We start from the raw sequence: 19,519 nt of genomic DNA, 5'->3' as shown, positions 1-19,519 counted from the left end.
GAGCGTTTTTTAAGTCAAGTTTAACTATTTAAGGCAATTAATGCGCCCGTCATCACCATTAAACTCCCAGCACTTTTATTAATAACAGTACTGGCTTTTGCTGAAGTGAAGGTGTTTTTGGCTTTGATAGCCAGAAATGCGTAGGCGAGATTGACACTTCCAAATGCGAGAGTTGCAACGAACATTATTAAGCCGGTATCTTGTAGTGTGACCTGGCTGATATCGACAAACGCTGGAAAAAAGCCTACATAAAATATGATTGCTTTTGGATTACCTAACGCAATGATGAGACCGGTTAAGAAATCAGCGCGTGATACATTGTGATTAGTTGTTTCAGGCGTGATTTGAGAGGTGTTTATTCGCAATAAACTCACACCAAGCCAAATCAAGTAAGCTGCGCTAAGATACTTAATGATAACAAAGGTTTCCCCCATCATTTGGGCTAATGCCGACAGCCCAAATAGCGCAAGAATAATAAATACAAAATCTCCCAATAACACCCCTAGCATCAGGTAAAATGCGGGCTTTAAACCGGCAGAAAAAGAACGCGCGATGATCGCAAATACGACCGGTCCTGGTACAAGGGCTAAAACAAACATGGCAGTAAATAACGTCAATAAGCTGGTGGGGGTCATGGCAGTGGCATCGTGTTAAAAATGGGCGAAATCATTGTAACCAACTGTTGATAGAAGACCACTCAAAAGTGATACAAAATGTAACGGGTATGGTCAGGATAAGCGTTTAATTGTAACTACAGAGTTATGCATTTTACCTTGATGGTATTGAGAATTATTTTCAATACCATTTTGTTGTGATAGCATGCGCACCTTTCAAATTCTGTCGAGTATATTTTGGAACGGTATTATTCAGAGGTGCTAGGCTATATAACGCGTTCTGTTGGCTGTAAAGATAAAGCGCAAAATATAGTGCAAGAAGCGTATACACGCTTGTTAAGTCATCACAAACAACACCCACAGCAAGATAAAACGCAAGCGAGGGCGCTGTTTTTTAGAGCAGCCAAAAATATAGTGATAGACCATTATCGCAGTACTAAAAGCATTGCAGATCCAGATGGGATTGAATTGGTGGCCCCCGCTAATTTTGAGCCTGAAACCGTTATCACAGCGCAGCAACAGCTTGCAGTGTTACACCGTTGTATAGAACAGTTACCACTTAACACCAAGCAAGCTTTTGTTCTGTATAAATTCAAAAACTTACGTCAGCCACAAATTGCAGATCAAATGGGAGTTTCTGTTAGCATGGTTGAAAAGCATCTAGCGGCCGCCATGTTAGCGTGTCGAGATGCATTAAAAAAATAATAAGAGAAACATCAGAATGGACCGTCAAACTCTCAAGATACAAGCGCAAGCTAACAAATATATCGAACTCGAAAAAGCGGGCTTTAGTGTTGTTCAGTTTACTGAATTTGAAAATTGGCTTAATGCGTGCGATGCACATCGCATCGCTTATGAAGAAACTAAGCAAATTAATACTCTGTTGACTCAGTTTAATGATGATGACATAGCAAGGCTTTGCGAACAGGAACAACCACTATTGCAAAAAAATGCGAACGATACACCTATTGAAAATAAGCACGGGATAAAAAAGTACTATGCAATTGCTGCATGCTGTGCGCTTTTTATGCTAAGTGTACTGAGTTATAGAATTGTGCCAACCATGCTTTTACAAACTCCCTTTATTGCTCAGTATCAATCTAAACACGGTGAATTACTTGAATACACTTTACCCGATAATTCACATATTACTTTAGATGCAAAAACGCAATTGTCATTGGTATGGGATAATAACCGACGGACCAGTAATCTACTGTCAGGGCGGGTGCTGTTTGATGTTGAAAGTGATAAAACGCGCCCGTTTGTTGTTAATGCAGGTAAAGCTAAGGTGAGCGTACTTGGTACGCGTTTTTCAGTAGATAAAAAAGAAAATAGGGTTTTGGTCGCGGTGGCACATGGTAAAGTGGCCGTGCAATTGGGAGGACATAGTGCTTTGCTTAGGCAAGGTGAAGTCGCAGTTATTAGTGAACATGGCATAAAGCTTGACATTATGGACCATTTCAATGTGGGTGCGTGGCAGCAAGGGCGTTTAGTATTTAACAATGAGCCTTTGGTGAGTGTCTTGCAAACATTTAATCGTTATCACAATCGCACCGTTATTTTTACCGATCAGCAGGCAGAGCAGGTACGTTTATCTGGTGTTTTTTCAGCATCTGAATTGGATGAGTTTATTAGTTTGTTGCCAGACGCGCTATCAGTTGAAGTTAAAGTCATTAATAATCAAATAGTTATTAGCTTTGCTAAATAAGTTAAAAAATTTCACTTTTTCTTTGAGGAATTCTTATTCTCATTCGTTTTCATAATTAAGTAAATTAAATACGGATGACATAATGAGCACTTACTCACCAATCAAAACTAAACTAACACCGTTTGTATTTGCACTGGGGTTGGGCGTAACACTGCCAGTCATGGCAAATAGCAGCGCGTTAGTGTATCAATTTAATCTTGTCGAACAGCCACTGGTTTACACACTTAATTCATTGGCAGAAAAAGCGGATATGAATTTGATTGCTGATGCTAAGTTGCTCGTAGGATTATTAGCTCCAGCCATAAATGGCGAATTCAATGTGTTAAAAGCCCTAGAATTAACTTTGGCCAATAGCCAATTGAGTGCACATATTGTGAATAACAATATTGTGATTAAAGCTAACTCAGCTGCGCGCATGCCAATTGTCCCAGCCCGTCAAAATGATAAAAACGCACGTTCGGGGGCTGCGAAAAATGATATTGAAGTGATCACTGTCACGGGCAATAAACTGCAAATGCATCGCAGCGAAATTGAGCGCTCAAGTGGTTTATCGAATTCAGATATTTTTTCAACGTTTTCAGGGATTGAGGCTAATAATATACGCAACGAAGCCGGAGCATTAGATATTGGAATCCGTGGTGTGCATGGTGAAGGGCGAGTGCCTATTTTTATAGATGGCAGTTTACAGTCAACTCATACCAATCGCGGTTATATGGGTGCCTCCGATCGTAGTTATATTGATTCAGATTTAATCAGTACCATTGATATAGAAAAAGGGTCGTCAACCAAAGCATCACCATATAGCTCGGGAGCGATTGGCGGGACGGTAAATATTCGTACGCTTAGTGTTCATGACATTTTAAAGAGCAACGACAAGTTTGGTGCATCAGTTAAGCTAAAAACCCATAACAATAATAAAACACCTAAGGTGCCAGATAGTTTTGGATTGCAAAGCTATTACGAAGTAAAAAACGGTATTGATACGTTTGATTTTAATGGCGGCGGAGCCTCGCTTGCTGGTGCTTATAAAGATAAAAAATTGCAAGCTATAGTTGCATACAGTAAAAAAGAAGTCGGTAATTATTTTGCAGGTAAAAATGGCTTTGAAGACTTCGTGGAGGTTAAAGAGTACATTCGTTGGGTGCCATCAAAAAGTGATCCGACTCAATACGAACAAATGCCTGACGTTGTTTTAATTCCACCGCCCGTCAATAAAAATGGCGAAGTGGTTAATACCAGCTTTGAAAGTGATTCATACCTTGCGAAATTTGCCTATGATTTTACTCACGAGCATTCACTTGAGGTCAATACCCGATTGCATGAGCAAGTGGCGGGTGAAATGTTAGCTTCATATTGGTACAAACATCGCGCCGGTGACATGAAGTTTTGGAAAGAAGTTGATGAAAATGGCGTAGAGCAACGGTTATCTGAAGAAATCCCAGTAGGGGTGGAGACGATGCCCCAATGGGAGCCTGGCACATCCAAAGTAAAGAGTGCCAGTGTACTTTATCATTATTTACCAAATAATAACTTGTATGTAGATCTCACAGTGAATTTGTGGCGAACTAGTGCTAAACAGCAGCAGTACAACGCATTAGGGAGTAACTTAGGGCAAAATGCTGGGCAGTATTTCCACCGCTACAGTAACACCCGTCTTGGTGCAAGTGCGCTCAATGCCTCTTACATGTCAATTGCTAACATGCCAATCGTGTTGACCTATGGTTTATCTTGGCAAGAAGAAAAATTGGCACCACACAAAGATTGGTTAAACAACTTTAAAAAAGACTGGTTGCCAGATAATCACAATTATAAAGCTACGTCCCGCCATGGAAAGCAAGTTAAGCGTGCAGTATTTACTAACGCGCAAATTGACTTAGCACCACTGGAACTCACCTTAAACATTAATCATCACGATTCTAAAAATGATGATTACCAAACAGGTGAAACCTTAACATTTGATGCACAAACCGATGCCACGTTGCAGGCGCAGGTCAATGTATTTGATAATACCCACGTCCGAATCAAGTTTAGTAATGCTTATCGCATGCCAAACCTTTATGAATCAACGGTATCTAACGAGGTATTCTCATATTCTCCGGATTACCCAATTAAAGCGGAAAACACGCGCTCTTACGATATCGGTATTGAAAGCGAGCTTAGCGATGTGGTGTTTATAGGCGATAGACTCGTGCTTTCAGCTGAGTATTTTTATACCAATATAAAAGATATGTTGGCAACGGGCTTTTTACCTAGTAAGGAACCTGATGCTCCGTCTTGGAAGCAAACATACTCCTTTACAAATTACGACACATTTGAATTACCGGGCACAGAAGTTGGCTTTAATTACCACAGTGATTGGCTATACGGCAAGTTCAGTTACACCAAATATTCAAAAGTTGAAATGTGTTCAAACCTAATAGCAAACGCAGAAGGGGTCGATAAATGTAACGATACAGGCTTTTCGGGCAGTTTGACACCGCTTCGGATCCCTGCAGATAAAAACTACATTGCCACTTTGGGCACTAGTTTGTTAAATGATTCACTTGATTTGGGTTTTACTTATAAAAAGCATTCAGAAAAACATCATCCTGGCGGTTTTTTGGCGGGCACTGCGGTTAATACATTGGCACACATTCCATCAGGTTATCAGCTTGATTTTTATCTAGCTTACGAAATTAGCGACAACATGAAAGGTAACCTCTCAGTTACTAACCTAACGGATCAGTACAAGGTCTCAACTGGTTCAATTGTGGCTATGCCAGAACCGGGGCAAACCATTACAATCAGCTTAGAAGCTAAATTATAAGCCCCTAATTGTATGGCAGCGCAAGGTTGCGCTGTTATGTCCTCTTATTTTTATATCTATTCGGAGCAGTTATGACCCTCGTCACTTTGTTATTTTCACGAGCAAAAAATTTGAAAGCAGCCACTGCTGATATGCATGATAACGTTGATAAAACTATAATGGCACAAGACCCATTTGCCAATACCCAAAGCTATTTAGCGTTTTTATCGTTGCAGTATTACTTCTTAAAAGATGTGAGTGCATTATACGATCATGTAAAATTGAGTGAACTGATAACAGATCTAACGTCACGCCGTCGCTTAAGTATGCTAGAACAAGACTTTATTGATTTAGGCGGTCAAGTACCTTCAGTATTTTTAAATCCAGAAGTTAACGACTCAACTGATTTTGCCACAGCACTGGGTTGGCTGTATGTGATTGAGGGATCAAAAGTAGGCGCCGCAATGCTCGGCAAACTAGCACAAGAAAAACTATCCGTTAGCGCTCTAGAGGGTGCTCGTTACTTAGCCGGTCCGGGGGCGGGACGCGGCAGTGCATGGCGAGAACTGGTCAAAGTAATAGATACAATTGAGTTAGATGAAATGCAAGAACTGGCCCTAATTGATGGCGCACGCCAAGCGTTTAACCGTTTTAAAAAATTTCAGGCACACGTTTATTCATGAATTTAAAAGCCGTCTTAGTGAATTATAAGAAGGGTTTGTTGTTTGTTTTGGGATATCTATTTGGTATCCTAGGCATGATTGGTATGGTATTGCCTGTTATGCCCACAACAGTATTTTTTATTCTCGCTTTGGCGTGCTTTACTCGAGCATCCCCAGTGCTTGCACAGAAACTGCTGAACCATCCACGCTTTGGTAGTACATTACACTTATGGCAGGAGTACCGTGTTATTTCGTTTAAAGCGAAAGTTTTTGCGTTATCATCTTTGGCGACGAGTTTTTGTATCTTGCTCATCTTATCACCCGTCACATGGGTTGTTTGCTTGGTGGGCAGCATTAAAGTGCTAGTGGGGTGTTACTTGTTATCCAAACCTTCAATTGCTCCGGTTTGATAAGCTTGAATAAAACCGGAGCACTTCAATGATGGAATAGAATACCCCCGTTTCCATAAACACCTCAATGAAAGCGAAATAAGCGTAGGTTAATAGGAAAGACGCTCCTTGATTTAATTCAGCATCACCACAAACCGTAATTCAGAAAACACCTAAAAAATCACTTTATAATCAAAGCCGTTTATAGGATTAAAAAGCCGTGTAATTAGGCACCCACAAAATTGGTATGGCGATATACGTCGAGTATTTTGGCTAATCGATCGCTTATTAGAATATAACTTAGTTCTAAATGAAATTAGTATGCATCTACGATAAAACTGTTAACCCTGAAAATCCGAATGTGCAATGACAATACCATGAAGCTGGTGATAAAAACTCTGCATCATCTTAAATTGGCAGGGCGTTGACGTAACAGCGATGGGCCAAGAAAAATTTTGGTAACCCCAATAAAATTGGAACTCTGCACGTGTGAGTGCATGGGATAAAGAGCTCGTAATTTTCGCAGATGTATCTTACACCTTTGAAACCGTTATTGGTGACATTGAAATTAATGGGTGTATCCGTCGTCGTTTCGACCTAGAAAATTATAGGCAGGCCAATACGACGGCAATATAGCAAGCGACTGGATTGTATTGAGCGAGTGTTTGGCAATATAACGAACAGGCCAAGTTAAACTAAACTTAATGCCCAATGACAACTGTATTGCTCGGTTTGTAATATAGAAAAACTGTAAAACAGAATGCACTAATCAGGGGGAGCCATTTTTACCTTAAAAATGCCGTCAAATCCCCATTGATCCCGCAATAAAACGACCGAACGCTTATCATTTTAAATATTAAAGTAAAACCGACTAAATGATTGAATCAAAATAGGAACTCAGTTATGGTTTACTGACATATAAAAATAACTTTAAAACGAGTAAATCTACAGGCTCGTGACCAGTGCAGGGATATATAATGAAATTAGGTGTAATCTGCGCATTAGGCTTTTCTTTAGTATTTACTTTGGCTGGTTGCTCAACTCAACCTGTATCTCATTTTTCTGAAGTAGAAAAAGCAACATCAGATTTTTGTTCAAGGTATAACTATGTCAACGAAGTTGGTAAGGAAGTTAAGCTAACAACTTATACTATTATCGCAAAAGAAACAGATGATAGTGGTAGGGAAATTGAAACTAGTAAAACAGTCACTTGCGACGTATAAAACTGCTAACACATATGAACTTAATTCCCCCAATCTCTGTCAATAGGCAGTAGTCTTCTTTTTGACCGTTTTATTCAGTGACGGTCAAACTCTCAATCATTAAACAATCTCGTTTATTTCGTAGGTCGATGTGGCTGTTTAGCAAGTTGCTTATGGCAAAAAAGAAAGAAACAAAATAAATGTAATGTTTTAGCTTTCTCCCCATGATTTCTATTTTGTATTGTTTTTTAATACAAACTATTTAAAATCAATGAGATGTTTATGTGTTTCGGATGTTTCGCGCACACATTTTAATCCACTTGTTTAGTCTCTCATTGAGGCGTTGTTACAGGGAGTTTGTATGAATATTTGGCTTTTCATTGCAGGAATAATCGGTTTGTTTACATCCGGCATACATATCTTTGCGGGGCAAATAGATCCTGTTAGGCCTTTTCTTAAATCAGATTTGCCAGACATTCTTAAAGCAACATTGCTAGCCTGTTGGCATATGGTATCAGCTATTCTGGTTATTTTTGGGCTTGTATTAACGTGCGTTGGTTGGTTTAACTTAGAATCATTTCAAAATGTGGTCCTCGGAATATCTGTATCCTTTATCATTTGTGTTTATTGGAGTAGGTTGGCACTTTTTCAAACTTAAAACGTTTATAACATTACCTCAGTGGGTGTTACTTTTACCTATTGGTGTTTTAGGCTTAATTGGGGTGGTGTAAACATTACATAGATGAGCCTAAACTCAGTCAATAAACATGAGTGTATATTGACCGTTTTATTTGGTGACTCACAGCTGAACTTCGCAAAAGTGCCAGAAGGGGTCACTCATATAAAAGAAGCAGACCTGATCCCATTATCCTTAATATTAAATCTGCAGCGAACTAACGTATTTAGAAATCTAGCTGATGCCTAGAATTACTATACCTAATGTTTTTCTATTATTATTTGTTTACGACTTTTTGTATCTATTTTTACAAATCCACCAATAGGAAAGCAAATATGTGGTGTTGTATGTCCAAAGTTTAAATTATAAAGCACAGGAATTGACGCTAACTCTTGTTTGGATTGTATGATTTTTTTAAGCAAAACCTCTGATACTTCTGACTTCAATTGAAATTTTCCAATGACAATTCCTTTAACTCTATCGAAATTTTTTTGATGAATTAACGACTGCAGATCTCTGTCAAAATTTGAAGGAGATGTTAACTCGTCATCTTCAATAAACAATACAGAATTTGTTAAGTCAGGCATAAACTCAGTTCCCTGAAGCAAATTTAAAGTACAAAGGTTGCCTCCAACTATTTTTCCTTCAGCCTTACCATGATTTAAGACTTCTATGCCGTTGTCTTTATAAAAGTTTCTTTTTTCCTGATCTATATACCATGCATCATCACTCCATTGCTCGGAGTTTATAACTTCATAAGGCTCATTTGAGAATAAACACTTTTTAATATAATTTATCGAGAAATCAATCCCCTTAAGCATTCCCAAAGTTGAATATGCAGGCCCTGAGTATGTAACTAGCCCTGTTTTGTGTGATAATGCATTTGATAGAGCTGTAGTATCAGAATATCCACATATAATTTTCGGATTTCTTTTAACAATATTATAGTCAATATACTTTAGTAATTGATTTACATTATCGCCCCCAATGACAGTGAAGATAGCTTTGACTTTTTTATCTAAAAATGCTTCATGTAAGTCTTCAATTCTTTCTTCTATAGATGAAGACGAAAAATCATCTATAGACTCACAATTTTTTGAAAATGACAATTTTAGACCAAGCTCTTTAAACCTAGTGTTTGCTATTTCTTGTATCTGTTTATCAATAATTGACAAACTCCTAGAAGGCGCAATTATCCTAACTTCATCATTCACTTTTAGTTTATTTGGGATTATCAATTTGTTCTCCTACCGAATACTTTAAACAGCTATTACTTGAAGTGTAATATTAATACGACAAAATCAATCAAAAAACTGCGGGGGCTATCAATACTTAAAAAAGCTAAGCAGATTGCGTCGACCTACCGAGGCGGCGGCCAAGCAATAACAATAATGCGCCAAATAGGTCGATAATCATCGTCATCAACAAGCCTGTCACGATGCCAAAAAGAATCGCGAGGGGGGTTAGGACGATCAGGTATTGATAACTTTGCCAAACTTGAATGCGTATATCGCTAATTGGGGTAAACGCAACGTGCTGAAATTGTGCCAAAGTTGAGGAGTTAAATGCGTACCATGCTTGTTTTAGTTCAGCTTGGCGCGAAGCGATGGCGGTTATGCTATTGGCGCCAGCGTTGATAATGTCATCATTTTTTGTTTGGTAATACGCAATCAGTTTACTGATATCCCCCTCAAAAAATTTATCTGCATCGGCTTGAAATTGACTCAATGCTTGCGATGATTCCAGTAAACGCGCTTCGAGGTTTTTTCCATATTGGTCAACAAACCCGGGGACTTGCACGCCGACTAACACGCCTAACATGAATAAAGATAAGCGCATGTAGGTAGCGAGTTTTTGAGTGCAGCGCTGCATTAAAGAATGTGCCATAAGCCTGTGTAATGAAAATAACTGTGAGAGTGCTCACGCTACCAACTATTTGGCAACTTGCCAAGTCTTGATGATTGAAAGCACACGTTTAAAACAACTATTTAGATCACGCTATTTAGGAAAAATAAATCGTAAAATAGCGGGTTTTATTGGCACAGAGCCCTTCGAATCGTTTTCCCTGTGAGGGAGTTTTTGGTAAACTCACGGTCCTTTTGCAAATTGGTATTGTAAGTCGTATGGCGCAGGCAGCTCGTGAGTTATATCGCTCGTTAAAACAGTGTTTAAACAAAGATCAGTTTTTCTTCAAACGTCGTTTAGACGGATTAAAAAAAATAAAAAATGAAGACAAACACGCCAAGGCACTGGCCGAGGTAACCCAAGCAATTGAAAAAAGTATTGCCACTCGGGCAGAGCGTTTAGCTAATTTGCCTCAAGTCTCTTACCCAGAAACCTTGCCCGTCAGCCAGAAAAAAGACGATATCAAAGAGGCCATCGCAAATAACCAAGTAGTGATTGTAGCGGGTGAAACTGGCTCAGGAAAAACCACTCAGCTGCCAAAAATTTGTTTAGAACTAGGCCGAGGTGCAGCGGGGTTTATTGGTCATACACAACCAAGACGACTGGCCGCGCGAACAGTCGCCAACCGTATTGCAGAAGAGCTCGATTGCCCACTTGGCCAAGGAGTGGGCTTTAAAATTCGTTTTAACGACCAAGTGTCAGACAAAACGGCCGTAAAGCTAATGACAGACGGTATTTTATTGGCCGAAATTCAACATGACCGTTTTTTAAACCAATACGACACCATTATTATTGATGAAGCGCACGAGCGAAGCTTAAATATTGATTTTATATTGGGTTATCTTAAAAACCTGTTACCCCGCCGTCCTGATCTAAAAGTCATTATTACCTCAGCCACCATTGATCCTGAGCGTTTTTCTAAACATTTTAACGATGCGCCGATTATCGAAGTGTCAGGGCGCACTTTTCCGGTCGATGTGCGTTATCGCCCAATTACCGATGTTGATAAAGACGATATGGAAGCCGAAGGGGATCAGCTGCAGGGGATTTTCGATGCGGTTGATGAGCTAATTGAAGAAGGCCCAGGGGACATTCTGATTTTTATGAATGGTGAGCGCGAAATCCGCGACACCGCTGAAGCACTCAGTAAACGCAAGCTTAAACATACTGAAGTGCTGCCACTTTATTCGCGTTTATCTAACGCAGAGCAAAATAAAATCTTTGCTAGTCACTCTGGTAGACGCATTGTTTTATCGACCAATGTGGCCGAAACCTCGTTAACTGTTCCGGGCATTAAATACGTGATTGATCCGGGCACTGCGCGGATCAGCCGCTACAGTTACCGCACCAAAGTACAACGCTTACCCATCGAAGCCATTTCACAAGCTTCTGCCAATCAGCGAAAAGGACGCTGTGGTCGTGTGCAAGCGGGGGTGTGTATTCGGTTATATTCAGAAGAGGACTTTTTAGGTCGTCCAGAATTTACCGATCCTGAAATCCTTCGGACTAACTTAGCCTCAGTTATCTTGCAAATGCTGGCCTTAGGGCTGGGTGACATCAGTGAGTTTCCATTTGTCCAGCCCCCTGATAACCGCAATATCACCGATGGCTTACGTTTACTTGAAGAACTTGAAGCCGTCAATGAAGTTAAAGCAGGTAAAACTCCTAAATTGACTCAGTCGGGGCGGGCACTCAGCCGTTTGCCGGTTGATCCGCGCCTAGCCAAAATGGTGCTGGCAGCGAAATCGTTTAACTCGATGTTCGAAGTCATCGTGATTGTTGCAGCCTTGTCGATTCAAGATCCGCGAGAGCGCCCACGGGATAAAAAAGCGCAAAGCGAAGAAAAACACCAACGCTTTAATGAGCCTGATTCTGATTTTATCGCGTTTTTAAATTTATGGCGCTACCTCGAAGAGCAACAACAAGCCCTTTCGAATAATCAATTTAGACGCATGTGTCAGCAAGAATTTTTGGCCTATATGCGGGTGCGCGAATGGCAAGATTTAGTCTATCAGCTGACCAATGCCTGCCAAGAAATGGACTTTAAGATTAACGACAACCCGGCCGCGAGCGATGATATTCACCAAGCGTTGCTTGCAGGCTTACTCAGCCATATTGGTTTTAAAGATGAAGACCGCAGTTTTAAAGGCGCGCGCAATTCGCGTTTTCACGTTTTTCCGGGTTCAAGTTTATTTAAAAAGAGCCCCAAATGGTTGATGTCGGCCGAGCTGGTCGAAACCAGTAAATTATTTGCGCGCATGAATGCCAAAATCGACTTGAAATGGGTCGAGCCTTTGGCGCAGCATTTAATCAAACGTAGTTACTCTGAGCCACACTGGGAGAAAAAGCCGGGTTGTGTCATCGCGCTTGAGCAACAAACTTTGTATGGGCTGATAATTGTTAATCAGCGCCGCGCAGTGTATAGCAAAATTGACCCGAAGCTAAGCCGAGAATTGTTTATTCGTGAAGCTTTGGTCAATCAAGAACTGGGTCGCAATGAAGCATTTTTAAAACACAATTTAGCCTTAGTCGAAGACATTCAAAGCCTCGAAAATAAAGCCCGTCGCCGTGATATTTTGGTCGATGATCAGACCTTGTTTGAGTTTTACGATAAGAAAATTCCTGAGCACGTTAATAATCGCAATGATTTTGCGCACTGGTGGAAAAAACAGCAAAAAGCACAGCCTGACTTTTTAAACATGAGCCGTGATGACTTGATGATGCATCAGGCTGATCATATTTCTGCTGCAGATTACCCCGATGTATGGCAACAAGAGCGCTTAATGTTGCCGTTAGCCTACCATTTTGAACCGGGTCAACCCGTTGATGGGGTGGCATTGCAAATTCCACTGCCTTTGCTTAATCAAGTGCAAGAAACCGGTTTTGACTGGCATATTCCGGCGTTTCGTCATGAGTTGATCACCGCTTTAATTAAATCGTTGCCCAAATCTACGCGCCGTAATTTTGTGCCTGCCCCAAATTATGCCGATGCCGTAATGGCGACACTTGAGCCCATGCAAGGGAAGTTTATTGATGCGGTGAGTCATAAATTATTAAAAATGACCGGTGTACGGATTGATGAAAACGAATGGGATTATTCTGCACTGGCTTCGCATTTACGCATTGTGTTTGAAGTACGTGACGATAAAGGCACATTGCTGGCTCGTAATCACAGCTTACAAGCGCTAAAAGATCAACTGCAAGGAAAAGTGACGGATACGTTATCAAAAGTGGCTGAAAAGGGCATTGAAAAAACAGATCTTATCGAATGGGACTTTGGTGAGTTACCCGCCGCATATGTGAAAAAACAAGCGGGATACGAAATTAAAGCATTCCCAGCTTTGGTAGACAAAAAAGCCAGCACAGCAGTAGAGTTATTTGACTCGCAAATTAAGGCAGATCAAGCGCATAAACACGGGTTGCGCCGCTTAATTTTACTCAATATTCCATCACCAATTAAATACTTGCAGCAAAAGCTGCCAAATAAAGCCAAGCTCGGTTTGTACTTCAACCCATTTGGGCAAATTAAAGATTTAATTGATGACTGTATTGCCGCAGGTGTCGATGCGCTGTGCCCTGATTTTGCGCTAATTCGTGATGAAGCGCAATTTATGGCTGCCAAGGAAACAGTGCGTGGTGAGCTCGGTGACACTGTGGTGCAAATTGCGACTGATGTTGAACAGGTACTGAGTTTAGCCAATGCCATTCATAAGCGCCTAAAAGGCAAAGTTGATTTGAGTATGATCACCGCGCATGGAGATGTAAAACAGCAGTTATCGACCTTGATTTTTAAAGGCTTTGTCTGTGAGTTTGGTGCCAGTAAAATGAAAGATTTGGTCCGTTACTTACAAGCAATAGACCGACGCCTCGAAAAACTCCCTATCGATCCCAATCGTGACCGCTTATGTGTACTTGAACTCGATAAAGTGGCCGAAGCTTATAAAATTGAGGTCAATAAAGTGCCTAAAGGTCATGCATTACCTGAAGAGTTACAAAATATTTTTTGGATGCAACAAGAGCTGCGAGTGTCCTTGTTTGCACAAACATTAGGTACTCCGTACCCGGTTTCGGCAAAAAGAGTGTTAAATGCGATAAATGATCTAAAATAATTACAGGTTATTTTTGAAATGATCACAGCAAGTTAATCACATTTGACTGAAACTTAGCCAATTTTATGCTTGCAAAAAAAAGTAACCGCTTTAAGTTATAGCTAAGCGCGATTGATGAGAAGTGCGATCAGCCTTTAAGGACAGACGCGTAAACAAGGAGTCTTTATGACGGTAAGCCAGCAAAAGGCAAAAATACTGTTGGTCGATGATGAATATTTTAACTTTGAACTACTCAGTGGTGCGATAGCTGAACGGTTTGAATTAGATTATTCAAATTCTGGGCAATCGTGTTTAGGTCAAATTGTAGTGGAGCATCCAGATTTGATTTTACTCGATGTCTGTATGCCCGGTTTAGACGGTTATGATACTTGCCGAATGATAAAAAATACGCCTGAAACCAAAGATATACCAGTTTTGTTACTGACTGGTTTGGAAGCAGAGCGAGATAAACAAGCAGGATTTGATGCAGGCTGTGATGATTACATAGTTAAACCGTATTCATTGCCACTATTAATCGAAAAAATATCCCACTATGTTGGAAGATAACCAATAGGGATTTAAACAGGAAGAATTTTGGGGGTTGGTATGTTGTACGAAGATAAACGCAATTTTTTCAGAATGATGGTCAATGCAGAAGTGCAATTAACCTTGATTGACTCTGAAGCAGGGCGGCAAATTGATGGTGTATGTCGAGATTTAAGCGCCACAGGGATGGCGATTGAAATAGACGAAGCACTGGAAATGAATGTGACATTAAAAGTGAAAGTCGCGTCGTCGAATAACAGTGTGCCGTCATTGGATGCATTGTGCAAAGTGATCCGCAGTACGTCGTTAGAATCTGGGGAATATTTACTGGGCGTTGAAATTATAGAAATGAATTAACACCTCGTAGCCTTTAGATACAAAAAAAGCCCTGTTAGGGCTTTTTTTGTATCGTCTGATGGGTTAGTAAATTTTACATACTAGCCCTTTGAGATAAAACCCTTCAGGGTATGGCCCTGATATTGGATGATCGGCGGCCTGATTTAAGCGCTCAATAATCATTAAGTCTTTACCAGCATCAAGGGCGGCATCGGCGACGACTTTTTGAAATAAATTTTGATCCATTAATCCGGAACATGAGAAAGTGAGTAAGGTCCCACCGGGTTTTAAAATTTGCATCGCAATCATGTTGATGTCTTTATAGCCGCGACATGCACCCGTTAACTGGGCTTTGTTATCGGCAAATTTTGGCGGATCCATCACAACGGTATCAAATAAACGGCCCTCATCACGGTATTGGCGTAATAATTTAAAAACATCTTGTTTAACAAACTCCGCTTTTGATAAGTCGAGTTGATTAATTTCGACATTGCGTTTTGCAGTATCGAGTGCCGGTTGAGAAACGTCGACATTGATGACGCTGTTACAGTTACCACGTAACGCGTATAAACCAAAAGTACCGGTGTAACAAAAGCAGTTTAAAACGTGATTGCCTTCAGAGAAACGCTCAAGTGCAGCGCGACTGTCGCGTTGATCAAGGTAAAACCCCGTTTTGTGGCCGCCAATAATGTCGACTTCGATTTTCAAGCCATTTTCTTCAATGATGACTGGCGCTGTAGGAGCATCACCATGTAATACACCTACAATCGGCTCTAGGCCTTCTTTTTTACGCACATCAACGTCTGAGCGCTCATAAATATGGCATTCTGGGAAAATCGCACGAAGGGCCATAACAATATCGCCTTTATGGCGTTCAGCGCCTGCGCTTAGCAGCTGGCAAACCAGATAATTATCAAATTTATCAATGGTAATGCCAGGTAAAAAATCAGATTCTGCGGCGACTAGGCGATAACCGGTTAGGCCACCTGCTTTGATGACTGATTGACGGGCATCGAGAGCACGGCGAATGCGCTGTTCGAAAAACGCAGGATCAATACTGGTGTTTTGCTCAAAGCTCCACACTCGGGCACGGATCTGTGAATGCGGACTGTAAGCTGCAACCGCGAGAAAATTACCGTTGGCATCGTAAATATCAACCGTATCACCTAGGCCTGGTTTGCCTTTGAATTTTTTTATGGCTTTAGAAAAAATCCAAGGGTGTTTGCGTTTTAGTGCTTTGTCACGACCGGCTTCAAGGTAAATAGCAGAAGACATAAAGATTCCAAGAAAGAAATTAAGGGCGCTAATTTTAGTGAAGCGCCCCCCAAGTTACAATCTAAAATCTGTATTTCACCTCATTAAGCGCATAAACCACTTAATGTTTAGCGCTGAAAATCATACACGGACCCTAAATGTAACAGTTGGCTTAAGGTGTCTAAGGCTGTTTGGCACTCGACTAATAAATTAGGATCGGCCAAATCGGCATCTGAGAGTCGGTCGCGATAATGCTTTTCGACCCAATCGGTCAGCGACAGGTAGAGTGATTCAGACATCAAGCAGTGTTGATTGACTGCGCCAAGTTCTTGTGAGGAAAGAGGCACTCGTAGACGCAAACACGCTGGCCCGCCGCCATTTTGCATACTTTGTTTTAAATCATAATATCTTATTTGACTAATGGGGTTATCGGCTTGTTGTAAAACCGCCAAATAGGTGGCGACTTTGTCATTATGCTGACATTCGCTTGGGGCGATAAGCGCCATGCCGCCTTCAGGCAAACTGACTAACTGTGAATTAAATAAATAACTGTTCACCGCATCCTCAACACTAATGACGTCTTGTTTTATTTCGATTAAATGCAGTGGTCGTTGCCCAGGATACGCCGCTTTAATTTTTGCCAGGGCAGAGTGGCTGTTTAAATACGCCAGTTCGTGAAATAACAGGACGTTTTCATTGCCAACTGCAATGACGTCATTATGAAACACCCCCATATCAATTACGTCTGGGTTTTGTTGTAAAAATAGGGTGTGCTGGGGGTCGAGTTGATGTAAATGCGCGATGGCTTGGCTGGCTTCGAGCATTTGTCTGGCTGGATAGCGTACTGGTTTTTTTATTGCGGGGTTAAAGCTGCTGGCACCATAGACAAAAATTTCGAGCCCTTGATGACCATGGCTGTCGCATAAGCGGGTATGGTTCGCTGCGCCTTCATCCGCAAAATGCTGACCACTTAGCAATGCAGGGTGATGTGCATAGTGTTGCTCATCGTTAAACATGGCTTGCAGTAAGCGTTCAGTGGTGGGGGCTTCGATGGCGCGATGAAATTTATTGGCTAAATTGGCAGTGGTAAAATGTACTTTTTTATCTTGGCTATCTGCACTTGGCGATACCGTCGCTGCATTGGCGGTCCACATTGATGAAGCTGAGTAACAGGCTCGCAGAAGATGCGGGGCTTTTTGCGCTGCTTGGTTGATCAGTTGTGGATCTGTGCCGCTAAAGCCCAGTGCTCGCAGTGTACGGGTATCGGGGCGTGCATGAGGAGCAAATACTCCTTGTACTAAGCCGCTGTCGTGGAGCGACTTCATCTTCCGCAGTCCTTGTAATGCGGCTTCTTTTGGATTGGCTATCGCATTGGCGTTATTTTGAGAGGCGATGTTACCAAAAGATAAACCCGCATAGTTATGGCTTGGGCCAACTAAGCCATCAAAATTAACTTCGTAAAAGTGCATACAGTGCTCGCTTATTGTGCGCGCTGGGATTTATTTGCACCAACAAGGTGCATTTGGTGTTGTTCCAACGCTGGAAATAGTCACAGATCTTAATAGAGCGAAAACCATGCCAAATAAAAGAGCTGACTTTTCATAGCCTAACAGTAAAATGAAGCTAACTGTATAACTAGGTGTTTGCGTGAGCACCGAACAACGGCGGGAATTGGATGCGGATTTTAATGATCAGTGATATTTTTGGTTTAACTACTCAACTTCATGCGTTTGCAGAGTCGTTTTCTGGGCGACATCAGGTCGAGATTTTTTCACCGTATTGTGATTTACCTCCACCGTTTCAAAGCGATACGGACGCGTACGATTACTTCTTGGCCAAGGGAGGACATGAGCGCTATCAAAAACAGTTACAAAATTTTTTAAAGAAAAACCAAGGGTTTGAACTCATTATTGCATTTAGTGCAGGCGCTTCGGCGATTTGGCATGTGAGTGCTCGGATGGCCTTGACGACTGTGAGGCAAATTATCAGCTTTTATCCGAGTCAAATTCGCAATCAATTAGCATTAACAGCAAACGTGGCCACTCATTTAATTTTTCCTGTCAGTGAGCCGCATTTTTCAGTTGATAAGATTTTAACTGAGCTTGCAGGGAGAAAAGGCATCAGCTATGAGAAAACCGATTTTTTACACGGTTTTATGAACCCACTTTCTACCCATTTTGATCGTCAAGCATACCACTATTTTTGCCAACGCATCATGGCCGAACACTCACTTTGATTGGGGGTTATTTTATTGTTTTGGGGCTGTTTCTGCGATTTTTAATTGGTGAGTCAATAAAAATTCACTGAATAATGTACCTAATTTTGTTAAAGCCTATTACATTGAAATAGCGAATAATAAAATGAAGGAACTCAAATGTCGGATTCTACCCGCCCTGATTATGTCCATTTTCCTGGAAATGTGATTGCCCAGCCCCCATGTCGGATGCTGAACGCCAATATGTATGGCTTTTTTGTCAAAGGTGAATTGGCTTGCATTCAAGCCTACATCGATATGACGTTAAATACGACCGCAACAGCCACTGTGCGATTTAAAGCATTATCAGCCTATACCTTGCTGACGTTTACTGATATTGAAAATATTGCGGCTAAAAACCCGCCTTATCAAACTCAAGGTTGGATGCAAGAGACCGATGTTATTATTTGGCTACCGGTTGCAAAAATGGTTAAAAAGCGCGGAAAAGAGAAGGTCGATCATATTTACTGGTACCCTGCTTTTATCTGTGTGAACAATATTTACGCCCTGATAAATGGCCGAGAAACGTGGGGTTACAATAAATATTTGTGCCAATACCAGATGCCAAAAATCGGTCAGGCAGCAGATTATTTTTCGCTGAGTGTGGATGCATTCCAACCGTTTAGCCTTGAGACAAAAATGGCTGAACATCGTCTTCTTGAAGTTAAAAAAACAGCGCAGGGCAGCGAAAACCCCATTGTGGAGTTTGTTGATTTAGTCAAAGAAGTGATTGAGCTGTTGAAATCAGAACACGATTTTTTTGACTTAGACTGGAATGCCATTCGCCAATTATTGGATGGCTTTATCAATCCACAAATGGATCAAATTTTGTTTAAACAGTTTCCTGATGGCGAAGCTAAAAAAGCGGTTTATCAAGCTGTGATGCATTCTCCTTCCATCATTAAAAAAGTGCATAAAGCAGCGATTTTAACCCATGAATACGAAGTGGTGATCCACCAACTCGATACGTTTCCTCTTCAGGAAATGTTTGGTTTAAAAATAGGCGCACAAGAAGCTATTTTACCTTTCACCGTTTTGATGGATTTTGATCAAGACTCGGCCTACGAAATCGCGACTAATCCAGCCAGTTAAGGACAAAT

18 protein-coding genes are annotated in these 19,519 nt (G+C 41.0%); 13 read left to right on the top strand and 5 right to left on the bottom strand.

Going from position 1 to position 19,519, the window contains the following annotated elements:
* Positions 1-20 precede the first annotated feature (20 nt).
* Complete coding sequence (locus AC3KVK_RS09985) at positions 21-635, bottom strand: LysE family translocator (protein ID WP_490312247.1); 615 nt, start codon at positions 633-635, stop codon at positions 21-23.
* 216 nt (positions 636-851) lie between these two features.
* On the opposite strand from AC3KVK_RS09985, the gene AC3KVK_RS09980 reads away from it, so the two are divergent.
* The 8 genes from AC3KVK_RS09980 (at position 852) to AC3KVK_RS09945 (ending at position 8,018) form a co-directional block, all read left to right on the top strand.
* Entirely contained in the window at positions 852-1,319 is a 468-nt protein-coding gene (locus AC3KVK_RS09980; RefSeq protein ID WP_490312248.1) for an RNA polymerase sigma factor, read from the top strand.
* Between the two features lie 16 nt (positions 1,320-1,335).
* Positions 1,336-2,322: a FecR family protein gene (locus AC3KVK_RS09975; protein ID WP_490312249.1), complete on the top strand. Its 987-nt coding sequence runs from the start codon at positions 1,336-1,338 to the stop codon at positions 2,320-2,322.
* An 82-nt stretch (positions 2,323-2,404) separates the two neighbouring features.
* Positions 2,405-5,128 carry a TonB-dependent receptor gene (locus tag AC3KVK_RS09970; protein WP_490312250.1) on the top strand — a complete coding sequence of 908 codons (2,724 nt, stop codon included), beginning with the start codon at positions 2,405-2,407 and terminating at the stop codon, positions 5,126-5,128.
* A gap of 71 nt (positions 5,129-5,199) precedes the next feature.
* On the top strand, positions 5,200-5,790 hold the full coding sequence (locus AC3KVK_RS09965) for a biliverdin-producing heme oxygenase (protein WP_490312251.1): 591 nt from the start codon (positions 5,200-5,202) through the stop codon (positions 5,788-5,790).
* Complete coding sequence (locus tag AC3KVK_RS09960; protein WP_490312252.1) at positions 5,787-6,179, top strand: YbaN family protein; 393 nt, start codon at positions 5,787-5,789, stop codon at positions 6,177-6,179. Before AC3KVK_RS09965 ends, AC3KVK_RS09960 begins: the two co-directional genes overlap by 4 nt.
* 468 nt (positions 6,180-6,647) lie before the next feature.
* On the top strand, positions 6,648-6,794 hold the full coding sequence (locus tag AC3KVK_RS09955; protein WP_490312253.1) for a hypothetical protein: 147 nt from the start codon (positions 6,648-6,650) through the stop codon (positions 6,792-6,794).
* A gap of 341 nt (positions 6,795-7,135) precedes the next feature.
* Positions 7,136-7,381 (top strand): hypothetical protein, encoded by a 246-nt coding sequence (locus AC3KVK_RS09950; RefSeq protein WP_490312254.1) that lies wholly within the window; start codon positions 7,136-7,138, stop codon positions 7,379-7,381.
* A 340-nt stretch (positions 7,382-7,721) separates the two neighbouring features.
* On the top strand, positions 7,722-8,018 hold the full coding sequence (locus AC3KVK_RS09945; RefSeq protein ID WP_490312255.1) for a hypothetical protein: 297 nt from the start codon (positions 7,722-7,724) through the stop codon (positions 8,016-8,018).
* A 278-nt stretch (positions 8,019-8,296) separates the two neighbouring features.
* On the opposite strand, the gene AC3KVK_RS09940 is transcribed toward AC3KVK_RS09945, so the two are convergent.
* Positions 8,297-9,274, bottom strand: coding sequence for a S66 family peptidase (locus AC3KVK_RS09940; RefSeq protein ID WP_490312256.1), 978 nt, complete (start codon positions 9,272-9,274; stop codon positions 8,297-8,299).
* A gap of 103 nt (positions 9,275-9,377) precedes the next feature.
* Complete coding sequence (locus AC3KVK_RS09935; RefSeq protein WP_490312257.1) at positions 9,378-9,923, bottom strand: DUF2937 family protein; 546 nt, start codon at positions 9,921-9,923, stop codon at positions 9,378-9,380.
* Positions 9,924-10,159: 236 nt separating this feature from the next.
* Here AC3KVK_RS09935 and hrpA point away from each other — a divergent pair, with 236 nt between their 5' ends.
* The 3 genes from hrpA (at position 10,160) to AC3KVK_RS09920 (ending at position 14,932) form a co-directional block, all read left to right on the top strand.
* Positions 10,160-14,050 carry an ATP-dependent RNA helicase HrpA gene (hrpA, locus tag AC3KVK_RS09930; RefSeq protein WP_490312258.1) on the top strand — a complete coding sequence of 1,297 codons (3,891 nt, stop codon included), beginning with the start codon at positions 10,160-10,162 and terminating at the stop codon, positions 14,048-14,050.
* A 165-nt stretch (positions 14,051-14,215) separates the two neighbouring features.
* On the top strand, positions 14,216-14,596 hold the full coding sequence (locus AC3KVK_RS09925; protein ID WP_490312259.1) for a response regulator: 381 nt from the start codon (positions 14,216-14,218) through the stop codon (positions 14,594-14,596).
* A 39-nt stretch (positions 14,597-14,635) separates the two neighbouring features.
* Positions 14,636-14,932: a PilZ domain-containing protein gene (locus AC3KVK_RS09920; protein ID WP_490312260.1), complete on the top strand. Its 297-nt coding sequence runs from the start codon at positions 14,636-14,638 to the stop codon at positions 14,930-14,932.
* A gap of 63 nt (positions 14,933-14,995) precedes the next feature.
* Here AC3KVK_RS09920 and AC3KVK_RS09915 read toward each other — a convergent pair whose 3' ends face one another.
* Both AC3KVK_RS09915 and astB read right to left on the bottom strand, forming a co-directional pair.
* Positions 14,996-16,186, bottom strand: a complete 1,191-nt coding sequence (locus tag AC3KVK_RS09915) for a class I SAM-dependent methyltransferase (protein ID WP_490312261.1) — start codon at positions 16,184-16,186, stop codon at positions 14,996-14,998.
* A 107-nt stretch (positions 16,187-16,293) separates the two neighbouring features.
* Positions 16,294-17,634, bottom strand: a complete 1,341-nt coding sequence (gene astB / locus AC3KVK_RS09910) for an N-succinylarginine dihydrolase (RefSeq protein WP_490312262.1) — start codon at positions 17,632-17,634, stop codon at positions 16,294-16,296.
* Positions 17,635-17,840: 206 nt separating this feature from the next.
* On the opposite strand from astB, the gene AC3KVK_RS09905 reads away from it, so the two are divergent.
* Positions 17,841-18,401, top strand: coding sequence for a dienelactone hydrolase family protein (locus tag AC3KVK_RS09905; protein ID WP_490312263.1), 561 nt, complete (start codon positions 17,841-17,843; stop codon positions 18,399-18,401).
* A gap of 138 nt (positions 18,402-18,539) precedes the next feature.
* A complete protein-coding gene (locus AC3KVK_RS09900) occupies positions 18,540-19,511 on the top strand; it encodes a protein kinase family protein (protein WP_490312264.1) in 972 nt (323 codons plus the stop codon).
* The last annotated feature ends 8 nt before the right edge of the window (positions 19,512-19,519 follow it).

The organism is Pseudoalteromonas sp. J2K-J979, assembly GCF_058169715.2.
The sequence above is the reverse complement of the archived record's forward strand: the minus strand, read 5'-3'. Positions and strand labels throughout refer to the sequence as shown.

Coding starts and splice junctions, on each gene's coding strand:
- AC3KVK_RS09985 (WP_490312247.1), bottom strand. CDS start 635: ATGACCCCCACCAGCTTATTGACGTTATTTACTGCCATGTTTGTTTTA.
- AC3KVK_RS09975 (WP_490312249.1), top strand. CDS start 1,336: ATGGACCGTCAAACTCTCAAGATACAAGCGCAAGCTAACAAATATATC.
- AC3KVK_RS09970 (WP_490312250.1), top strand. CDS start 2,405: ATGAGCACTTACTCACCAATCAAAACTAAACTAACACCGTTTGTATTT.
- AC3KVK_RS09965 (WP_490312251.1), top strand. CDS start 5,200: ATGACCCTCGTCACTTTGTTATTTTCACGAGCAAAAAATTTGAAAGCA.
- AC3KVK_RS09960 (WP_490312252.1), top strand. CDS start 5,787: ATGAATTTAAAAGCCGTCTTAGTGAATTATAAGAAGGGTTTGTTGTTT.
- AC3KVK_RS09950 (WP_490312254.1), top strand. CDS start 7,136: ATGAAATTAGGTGTAATCTGCGCATTAGGCTTTTCTTTAGTATTTACT.
- AC3KVK_RS09945 (WP_490312255.1), top strand. CDS start 7,722: ATGAATATTTGGCTTTTCATTGCAGGAATAATCGGTTTGTTTACATCC.
- AC3KVK_RS09935 (WP_490312257.1), bottom strand. CDS start 9,923: ATGGCACATTCTTTAATGCAGCGCTGCACTCAAAAACTCGCTACCTAC.
- hrpA (WP_490312258.1), top strand. CDS start 10,160: ATGGCGCAGGCAGCTCGTGAGTTATATCGCTCGTTAAAACAGTGTTTA.
- AC3KVK_RS09925 (WP_490312259.1), top strand. CDS start 14,216: ATGACGGTAAGCCAGCAAAAGGCAAAAATACTGTTGGTCGATGATGAA.
- AC3KVK_RS09920 (WP_490312260.1), top strand. CDS start 14,636: ATGTTGTACGAAGATAAACGCAATTTTTTCAGAATGATGGTCAATGCA.
- AC3KVK_RS09915 (WP_490312261.1), bottom strand. CDS start 16,186: ATGTCTTCTGCTATTTACCTTGAAGCCGGTCGTGACAAAGCACTAAAA.
- astB (WP_490312262.1), bottom strand. CDS start 17,634: ATGCACTTTTACGAAGTTAATTTTGATGGCTTAGTTGGCCCAAGCCAT.
- AC3KVK_RS09905 (WP_490312263.1), top strand. CDS start 17,841: ATGCGGATTTTAATGATCAGTGATATTTTTGGTTTAACTACTCAACTT.
- AC3KVK_RS09900 (WP_490312264.1), top strand. CDS start 18,540: ATGTCGGATTCTACCCGCCCTGATTATGTCCATTTTCCTGGAAATGTG.